Origin of the sequence: Bradyrhizobium sp., from assembly GCF_035309285.1 — a bacterium.
Classification (GTDB): Bacteria; Pseudomonadota; Alphaproteobacteria; order Rhizobiales; family Xanthobacteraceae; genus Bradyrhizobium.
The window spans coordinates 1-8527 of record NZ_DATGFH010000036.1 but is presented as its reverse complement, the minus strand read 5'-3'; the positions used below and the strand labels follow the sequence as shown (position 1 = coordinate 8527).

General features: G+C 62.7%; 7 protein-coding genes and 2 rRNA genes. 5 read left to right on the top strand and 4 right to left on the bottom strand.

Annotated features, from left to right (window positions below):
- The first annotated feature begins 189 nt into the window (after positions 1-189).
- The 5 genes from VKR55_RS07940 to VKR55_RS07920 all read left to right on the top strand — a co-directional run bounded on the left by VKR55_RS07940 (position 190) and on the right by VKR55_RS07920 (position 5147).
- Positions 190-1008, top strand: a complete 819-nt coding sequence (locus tag VKR55_RS07940; protein WP_324401506.1) for an alpha/beta fold hydrolase — start codon at positions 190-192, stop codon at positions 1006-1008.
- A gap of 2 nt (positions 1009-1010) precedes the next feature.
- On the top strand, positions 1011-1823 hold the full coding sequence (locus VKR55_RS07935) for an alpha/beta fold hydrolase (RefSeq protein ID WP_324401504.1): 813 nt from the start codon (positions 1011-1013) through the stop codon (positions 1821-1823).
- Between the two features lie 194 nt (positions 1824-2017).
- Positions 2018-2692, top strand: coding sequence for a GntR family transcriptional regulator (locus VKR55_RS07930; RefSeq protein ID WP_324401502.1), 675 nt, complete (start codon positions 2018-2020; stop codon positions 2690-2692).
- 117 nt (positions 2693-2809) lie between these two features.
- A complete protein-coding gene (locus tag VKR55_RS07925) occupies positions 2810-3610 on the top strand; it encodes a phytanoyl-CoA dioxygenase family protein (RefSeq protein WP_324401500.1) in 801 nt (266 codons plus the stop codon).
- Positions 3611-3833: 223 nt separating this feature from the next.
- Complete coding sequence (locus VKR55_RS07920) at positions 3834-5147, top strand: NAD(P)H-dependent oxidoreductase (RefSeq protein ID WP_324401498.1); 1314 nt, start codon at positions 3834-3836, stop codon at positions 5145-5147.
- Between the two features lie 176 nt (positions 5148-5323).
- Here VKR55_RS07920 and VKR55_RS07915 read toward each other — a convergent pair whose 3' ends face one another.
- From VKR55_RS07915 to VKR55_RS07900, 4 genes are all read right to left on the bottom strand, one after another.
- Positions 5324-6406, bottom strand: a complete 1083-nt coding sequence (locus VKR55_RS07915) for an SDR family oxidoreductase (protein ID WP_324401497.1) — start codon at positions 6404-6406, stop codon at positions 5324-5326.
- 270 nt (positions 6407-6676) lie between these two features.
- Positions 6677-7237 carry a hypothetical protein gene (locus VKR55_RS07910; RefSeq protein WP_324401495.1) on the bottom strand — a complete coding sequence of 187 codons (561 nt, stop codon included), beginning with the start codon at positions 7235-7237 and terminating at the stop codon, positions 6677-6679.
- A 208-nt stretch (positions 7238-7445) separates the two neighbouring features.
- A 5S ribosomal RNA gene (gene rrf / locus VKR55_RS07905) occupies positions 7446-7560 on the bottom strand.
- Between the two features lie 171 nt (positions 7561-7731).
- A 23S ribosomal RNA gene (locus VKR55_RS07900) occupies positions 7732-8527 on the bottom strand; the annotation flags it as partial.

The window sequence follows — 8527 nt, the reverse complement described above, 5'->3', positions numbered from 1 at the left end:
CAGAATGCCGTGAATTACTGTATTGTGGTGGCGCATGGCGGGATCTTCCTTGTGTGTCTCGAACATTTGGCGATGCTCAAGACCGCAGAAGAATCCACGCCATGCGCCATGTCCACCAAAATTAAACCGGACAGCCGTGGGACAAGGCCGGGCATGACGATCCTTCAGACTGCCCACCGGCGAGTTCAAATGCAGACCCTTCACGTCAATGGATACGACATGGCCTATCTCGACGTGGGCCAATCAAACGGCCCCCCGCCGCTGGTCTGCGTGCACGGCTCGCTCTGCGATTTCCGGATCTGGAGCTCTGTGATCGGGCCGCTGTCGAAGCGGCACCGGCTGATCTGCGTCAGCCTCCGGCACTTTTTTCCCGAGCGATGGGATGGCGCAGGTCGCACCTATTCCATCACCCAGCATGTCGATGACGTCATCGCCTTCATCGAGACGCTGAACATGGGGCCCGTCGACTTGATGGGCCATTCCCGCGGCGGGCACATTTGCTTCCGTGTCGCGCAGCGGCGGCCGGACCTGTTGCGCAGGCTGATCCTGGCCGAGCCCGGCGGCGAGCTCGATGCCACGCTGGATCCCGACTACAAGGCGGGCCCCTCGCCGTTGCTTGCGCGCTTCACGGCCGCGGCCGAGAAGATCGCGGCCGGCGACGTCGATGGCGGGCTTGCCTTCTTCATGGACGCCCTCGAAGGCCCCGGCACCTGGCCGCGCCTGCCGCCGACGGCGAAGCAGCTCCTGCGCGATAATGCGGTCACGTTGATCGGGCAAGTGCGCGATAATCGCCCGCCGTTCACGAAGGCCGACGCGGAAGCGATCAGGATGCCGACGCTGTTCATCGGCGGCGAAAAGACCAAAGGCCTGTTGCCGAAAGTGCTGCATACGCTGGCGGCGCATGTCGCGGGTTCGAACACGGCGATGATCCCGAACGCGACGCATCCGATGTTCGAGCAGGCGCCGCAACGCTACTCCGAAATCGTACTTGAATTTTTGGCGAGCTGATCATGCAGACAATCAAAGTCAACGGTTACGACATGGCCTATCTCGAGGTTGGACAAGGCCATCCCCTGGTCTGCGTGCACGGCACGCTCGGCGATTTCCGCACCTGGTATGCGGTGCTCGGGCCGTTATCGAAGAAGCACCGCGTCATCGCGGTGAGCTTGCGGCATTTCTTTCCCGAGCATTGGAACGGCGTCGGCGACGATTACCGCATGGCGCGGCATGTCGACGACGTCATCGCTTTCATCGAGCAGATCACGCCAAGGCCGGTCGACCTGATGGGCCATTCCCGCGGTGGGCACATCTGCTTCCGCGTCGCGCAGGCCCGGCCGGATCTGTTGCGCAAGGTGATCCTGGCCGAGCCCGGCGGCGATTTCGATCCCTCGCTTGATCCGACGGTCAAACCCGGCGCGCCGTCAGCGCTGGCCGCGCGCGTCCTCCTCTCCGTCAACAAGGTTCGCGAGGGCGACATCGAGGGCGGCTTACAGAATTTCGTCGACCTCATCGACGGCGAAGGAAGCTGGCGGCGGCTGCCGGCCGCCGCGAAACAGCAGCTCCGCGATAATATCTATACCCTGCTCGGCCAGGCGCACGAGGCGCGCAAGCCCTACAACATGGCGGACATGCTCGCGATCAAGACGCCGACGCTGCTGATCGGGGGCAGCGATACCACGGGCTCGCTGTCGACCATGTGGCGCGAGATGGCCAAGCACATTGCGGGGGCGAAGACCGCCGAGATCGCCCACGCGCGGCACTGGATGTTCGAGCAAGACCCGGAAGGATTTTGCCGCGCGGTGACGGAATTTCTGGCGGGCTGATTAGCCGCCACACGCGGACCGGCATGATCCCCGACAGTTTGGGTCGAGGAGGACGGCCGTGCTGTGACGGCCAAGCCGGATCGCTATGCCTTCCATCTGATTTTATTGATGTTTTTCCACCGCTTGACGCGCGGGTGCTGATGCGTTAGCGTTCGGAATACGGCATTCCGTATTCAAAAAGTGAGCGGCCCGGCATGATCCCCCTCGATCCAGCCCCGAACCTGATCGACCAGGTCTATGCGCGGATTCTGGAGGCGATCACCGATCGCACGCTGCTGCCGGGCCAGCGGATCCGCCAGAACGAATTGGCCGAAAGGCTCGGCGTGTCGCGTCAGCCGGTCTCGCATGCGCTGCATCTGTTGCACAAGCAGGGCCTCGTCGCCGAAAGCGGCCGACGCGGCTTCGAGGTCACGCAGCTCGATCCCGAGCGCATTCGCCAGCTCTATGAGGTGCGCAGCGCGATCGATGCGCTGGCCGCGCGCCTGGCCGCTGGCCGCGCCGCAAGCGACGCAGCCGGCCGCACAAGACTCGAAGCGGCGCTGCGCGCCGGCCGCGCCATCGACAGGAAAACATCGCTTGCAAGACTGATCGCGCTCGACGTCGACTTCCACAGCGCGATCTACCGCCTTGCCGGCAATCCGGCGATCTCGGAGATGATCGCGCCGCAATGGCCACATATGCGCCGCTCGATGGCGACCGTGCTCGCCGAGCTCGATTATCGCGAGAGCGCCTGGAGCGAGCATGAGGCGATCGGTGCGGCAATTCTTGCGGGTGACGCCAAGGCCGCTGAGGCTGCTGCCGAGGCGCATGCGCTGACCGCGGGACAACGGACGGAACAGAGGTTGAGGATGGCGGCTCAGGCCGCATGACCGGCAAGCGCCGTCGTTCCGGGATGGTCCGAAGGACCAGACCCGGAACCTCGAGATTCCGGGCTCGCGTCTTCGACGCGCCCCGGAATGACAAATGACAACAAGGAGGAATGCACCATGAAACTGACGCCGCAGCAGATCGAATTCTTCCACCGCGAAGGCTGGCTGTTCCTGCCCGAACTGTTCAGGCAGGAGGAGGTCGACTTCCTCGCCCGCGAGGCGGTCAGCATCTACGACGCCAATCGCCCCGAGGTCTGGCGTGAGAAGAGCGGTGCGCCGCGCACGGCGTTTGCCGCGCATCTCTACAACGAAGCCTTCGGCGTGCTCGGCGCGCATCCGCGCATGATCGAGCCGATCGAGCAGATCTTCGGCGAGAAGGTCTACATGCATCAGTTCAAGATCAACGCGAAAGCGGCCTTCACCGGCGACGTCTGGCAGTGGCACCAGGATTACGGCACCTGGAAGCGCGACGACGGCATGCCCGAGCCGCGTGCCATGAACATCGCGATCTTCCTCGACGAGGTGATGCCGATCAACGGCCCGTTGATGCTGGTGCCGAAGAGCCAGACCGCCGGCGACCTCAAGGCTTCGCATGATCTCGAAACCACGTCCTATCCGCTCTGGACGCTGGACGAGGAAACGGTGACGCGCCTGGTCAAGCAGGGCGGCATCGTGGCCCCGACCGGCAAGGCCGGCGGCATGTTGATGTTCCACGGCAATCTCGTGCACGGCTCGGGCGGCAACATCACGCCCTACCCGCGCAAGATCGTGTATTTGACGCTGAACGCGGTCTCGAACTACATCCGCACCCCCACGCGGCCGGACCATATCGCGCACCGCGACTTTACGCCGATCAAGACCGTGGACGACGACGCGCTGTTGCGGCTGGCGCGTGCGCCAAGGCAAGCGGCGGAGTAGACTTCTTCTGTCATTCCGGGGCGACGCGATAGCGTCGAACCCGGAATCCATACCACGGCGCGCTTGGCCCTTGGGCCATTCGCGCAATCGATGGGCAGCCGACCGTGCCTTTCTTAGTTGCCGCGAATGCCGCAAGCCGCAAACGCGGGATGAGTATGGATTCCGGGTTCGACGCTTGCGCGTCGCCCCGGAATGACGAACTTGTTGATTGGATCATCTCTCCATGAACCTCTATCGCCTCCTCGCCGCCCGCCACGCCGCGGGCAAACCCGTCCGCGTCGCGCTGATCGGCGCCGGCAAATTCGGCTCGATGTTTCTGTCGCAGGTGCCGCATGTGCCGGGGCTCGAAGTCCCTGTCATCATCGACCTCGATCCGCAGCGCGCAAGAGACGCCTGCAAGACGGTTGGATGGGACGAAGGCCGGATCGCGGCCACCACCTTCACCGACGATGCCTCGCGCGCGATCGCGGGCAGTGCGATCGACGTGGTGGTGGAAGCAACCGGCAATCCCGCGGTCGGCATCCGCCATGCTCGCACAGCGATTGCCGCGGGCAAGCACATTGTCATGGTCAACGTCGAGGCCGACGTGCTGGCGGGGACGCTGCTCGCCGAAGAAGCGCGCAAGGCGGGCGTGGTCTATTCGCTTGCCTATGGCGACCAGCCGGCGCTGACGGCCGAGATCGTCGACTGGGCGCGCGCCACCGGCTTTAAGGTGGTTGCGGCCGGCAAGGGCACGAAATATCTGCCGGCCTATCATGACGTCACGCCGGATGACGTCTGGCAGCATTACGGGCTCACGCGAAGCGAGGCGCAATCGGCGGGCATGAACCCGCAGATGTTCAATTCGTTCCTCGATGGCACCAAGTCGGCGATCGAAATGGCGGCGATTGCCAATGCCTGCAGCCTCGACGTACCGTCGCATGGGCTATTGTTTCCGCCCTGCGGCGTCGACGATCTGCCGCATGTGATGCGGCCGAAGGACAAAGGCGGCGTGCTGGAGAAATCCGGCGTCGTCGAGGTGGTGTCGTCGCTCGAGCGCGACGGCCGCCCGGTGTTCCGCGACCTGCGCTGGGGCGTCTACGCCGTGCTGGAAGCGCCGAACGACTATGCCGCCGGCTGCTTCAAGCAATATGGACTGAAGACGGACGCGAGCGGGCGATATGCCGCGATGTACAAGCCCTATCACCTGATCGGGCTTGAACTAAACATCTCGATCCTGTCAGCCGCGCTGCGCAAGGAGCCGACCGGGCAGCCCTATAGCTTCCGCGGCGATGTCGCGTCCATCGCCAAGCGCAATTTGCGCGCCGGCGAGATGCTCGACGGCGAAGGCGGTTACACGGTGTGGGGCAAACTGATGCCGGCGGCCGAGAGCCTGAAGACCGGCGCACTGCCGATCGGGCTCGCGCATCGCGTGAAGCTGAAAAACGACGTCGCGCACGGCGCCGTGGTACGCTGGAGCGACGTCGAGTACGATGCCAACAACGACACCATCAAGACGCGCAAGGCGATGGAAACGGCATACGCGTCGATGCGCTAGAACTTCGCCGCCGATGCAGATCTCCGTCACCTCTCCCCTTGTGGGAGAGGTCGCATCGCATCGTAGATGCGATGCGGGTGAGGGGTCTGTCTCCGCAGATGAGATCGCCGATCGAACCCCTCATCCGGCGCGCATTTCATGCGCGCCGCCTTCTCCCACAAAGGGAGAAGGAAGTGCTACGGCAGCAGCCTCGCTTCCTTCGCCAGCCTGAACCACTTCCTAAACATGTCCTCGGTGTCCATCATCTCGGTAAATCCCGCGCGGTTGACCTTGACGGTGGAGACGATCGACGGCGGGCCGGATTCGGTGTGGCCGTAGCGCATGCTGTAATCGGCGTACTGGAACGACAGGCCGACGAATTCCTTTAACGACGGAGAAAGCAAATTATGCCTGCGCCGCAGCGCGTCCCAGGGCTCGATCCAGTTCGGATATTCTTTCGCCATCGACAGCGGCACCGCCTCGCCGGGCTTCATCTCAAGCGCATCCGCGATCGCCGGCCAGATGTTCTCCCAGGTGAAGACATCGCCATTGGTGACGTTGAAGGCTTCGTTCTGCGCGCTCGAAGCTTCGCCTGACCAGGCAATGGCGCGCGCGAGGAGATCGACGTCGACGGCCTGCGCGACGCGCGCTGCCCCACCGGGAAAATCGAGCGGCCTTCCCTGCTCGCGCAGCATCGCGGCATAGACGCCGATCGGCGGGATCAGATCCATCGCGCCGCCCATCGCGAGGCCTACGATCAGGACGGGACGCAGAATGCTGAAGTGCCAGGCCTTGGCCTGCTGCTGTTCGCGCAGGAAGTTTTCCTGCGCCCAATAGAAATTCGGCTGCTCGTACATTTCCGAGCGGCCCTCGCGCGCCGGCACCGTGAGCGGGCGGACATGGACGCCATAGGCCTTGGTGCCCTGCAACAGCGCGACGTGCTTGAGCTCCGGCGAGACCGGCTCGAGCGCACCCATCAGGTTGCGCAGCATGCGGTCGTTGATCGCGATCTGCTTCTCGTCGCGCCAGCCGGCGACGAGATTGGGCTCCTCGTAGAGCGCGGCATAGACGAGATGCGTCGTGCCTTTCAGCTCGCTCGCCACGGCTGCACATTGGGCGGGGTCGGTCAGATCGAGCGGCACGTGGCGCGCGCCATGGAGATCGCGCGGCTTCCGTCGCGACAACGCCACCACCCCGGCGCCACCGTCGCTGCCGAAATGCCGCAGCACCGCGTTGCCGACGAGCCCTGTCGCGCCTGCGACCACCACCTTCTTGGTCATACCCGCCACTCCGCTATCCGCCTTTTCGTGCAACTCATACCACGACAGCCTCCTGATGCGGATGTGCACGCGCCAGCCGCGGCGAGCCGGGAATGGAAAAAGCCCCGGAGATCTCTCCGGGGCTTTTGTCTTTCACCTGTCATGCGCGGGCTTGACCCGCCTGCGGGGCCGAAGTCCCTCCGGCGCGGCGAAGGCCCGCGCATCCATCGAGAAAAGAGCCTTCTTGCCGGATGGATTGCCGGGTCAAGCCCGGCAATGACGAGTAGAATCTTACTGCTGATCATCGCCCATCACGGGCGCAAGCTTGTCGAAATTCTGCACGACGAGATCGATGTTGCCTTTGTTCTCGATTGTCGGCTCGGGTTGCTTCAGTGCGCTATTGAGATCGTCCAGCGCCTGCTTCTTGTCCTTTGCCGACATCTTCTTGTCGGCCTGGACCTGGGCGATCTGCTGCTTGATGACGGCTTCCGAACCGACATACTTCTTGGAGGCCGGATCGATGCCGCCATACACGAGCGCGATGTTGTCCATGACGTTGCCGTACTCGTCATAGCCCGCAAAACCGTTCTTCTTGGCGACGCCATCGAGCTGCGCGAGCACCTTGGCGTCCGGCTTCGCATCGGGTTGCAGCTTGGAGGTGATGGCGTCCATGTCCTTCTCCGCCGCGATCACGCCGTCGATCTGCTTCTGCGTCAGCGCAATCTGCTTGAGCTGCATCGGCGGGCCGCCAGCCTGCTGGGCTAGCGCGTGATCGGAGATCAGGACGGCAAACGACGCCGCGAGCCAGGCGATGCTCAACGCGGTCAGAGCGGAACGGATCAAACGACGCATGGGAGCCTCCTTCGGGGTGGAGCTTCAACTTTCAGGCAGGCCTGCGTACGGATTTTGAAATGAACCGGCCCTGAACTGGAATAGCCCGACAGCTTCGGTGGTCGAGGCGGTGCGCGAGTTGGGCAAAAAAAGCGCCGCTTCCCATGAGGAAGCGGCGCTTTTTCAGATCCGTGACACGTGAAAGAGGAATTTGCCTTGTCCTTGGCAGGCCTGGCAGTGACCTACTCTCCCAGGGCTTGAGCCATAGTACCATTGGCGCTGAGGAGTTTAACGGCCGAGTTCGGGATGGGATCGGGTTCAGGCTCCTCGCTAGAACCACCAGGCCGGCGAAGGACAAGGAAATACGAAGCAAGCTTAAACGCGGAGCGTTTAAGCGCAGTCCCCGGACTTGATCCGGGGACCTCGCGCCACACGTCGCGCAGGTCTCTTTTGTTCGATGGATTGCCGGGTCAAGCCCGGCAATGACAACGAAGTCATGGACACTGAAAATGAGAGCAATCAAGCCGATCGAACGATTAGTACCGGTAAGCTACATGCATTACTGCACTTCCACACCCGGCCTATCAACGTGGTCGTCTTCCACGGTTCTCAAGGGAATGCTCGTTTTGAGGTGGGTTTCCCGCTTAGATGCTTTCAGCGGTTATCCCGTCCGTACATAGCTATGCAGCACTGCCGCTGGCGCGACAACTGCTCCACCAGAGGTACGTTCATCCCGGTCCTCTCGTACTAGGGACAAATCCTCTCAACATTCCAACACCCACGGCAGATAGGGACCGAACTGTCTCACGACGTTCTGAACCCAGCTCACGTACCACTTTAATCGGCGAACAGCCGAACCCTTGGGACCTTCTCCAGCCCCAGGATGTGATGAGCCGACATCGAGGTGCCAAACGACGCCGTCGATATGGACTCTTGGGCGTCATCAGCCTGTTATCCCCAGAGTACCTTTTATCCGTTGAGCGATGGCCCGTCCACGTGGGACCACCGGATCACTATGACCGACTTTCGTCTCTGCTCGACTTGTAGGTCTCGCAGTCAGGCAGGCTTATGCCATTGCACTCAACGAGCGATTTCCGACCGCTCTGAGCCAACCATCGCGCGCCTCCGTTACGCTTTAGGAGGCGACCGCCCCAGTCAAACTACCCGCCATGCACTGTCTCGGGCCCGGATTACGAGCCGCGGTTAGACATTCATGACAATAAGGGTGGTATTTCAAGGATGGCTCCACCTGAGCTAGCGCCCCGGCTTCATAGCCTACCACCTATCCTACACATACCGTCACGAATGCCA

Bases quoted from the DNA above. Each gene is read 5' to 3' on its own strand.
- VKR55_RS07925 (WP_324401500.1), top strand. From the start codon at position 2,810: ATGAAACTGACGCCGCAGCAGATCGAATTCTTCCACCGCGAAGGCTGG.
- VKR55_RS07920 (WP_324401498.1), top strand. From the start codon at position 3,834: ATGAACCTCTATCGCCTCCTCGCCGCCCGCCACGCCGCGGGCAAACCC.
- VKR55_RS07915 (WP_324401497.1), bottom strand. From the start codon at position 6,406: ATGACCAAGAAGGTGGTGGTCGCAGGCGCGACAGGGCTCGTCGGCAAC.
- VKR55_RS07910 (WP_324401495.1), bottom strand. From the start codon at position 7,237: ATGCGTCGTTTGATCCGTTCCGCTCTGACCGCGTTGAGCATCGCCTGG.
- VKR55_RS07930 (WP_324401502.1), top strand. From the start codon at position 2,018: ATGATCCCCCTCGATCCAGCCCCGAACCTGATCGACCAGGTCTATGCG.
- VKR55_RS07935 (WP_324401504.1), top strand. From the start codon at position 1,011: ATGCAGACAATCAAAGTCAACGGTTACGACATGGCCTATCTCGAGGTT.
- VKR55_RS07940 (WP_324401506.1), top strand. From the start codon at position 190: ATGCAGACCCTTCACGTCAATGGATACGACATGGCCTATCTCGACGTG.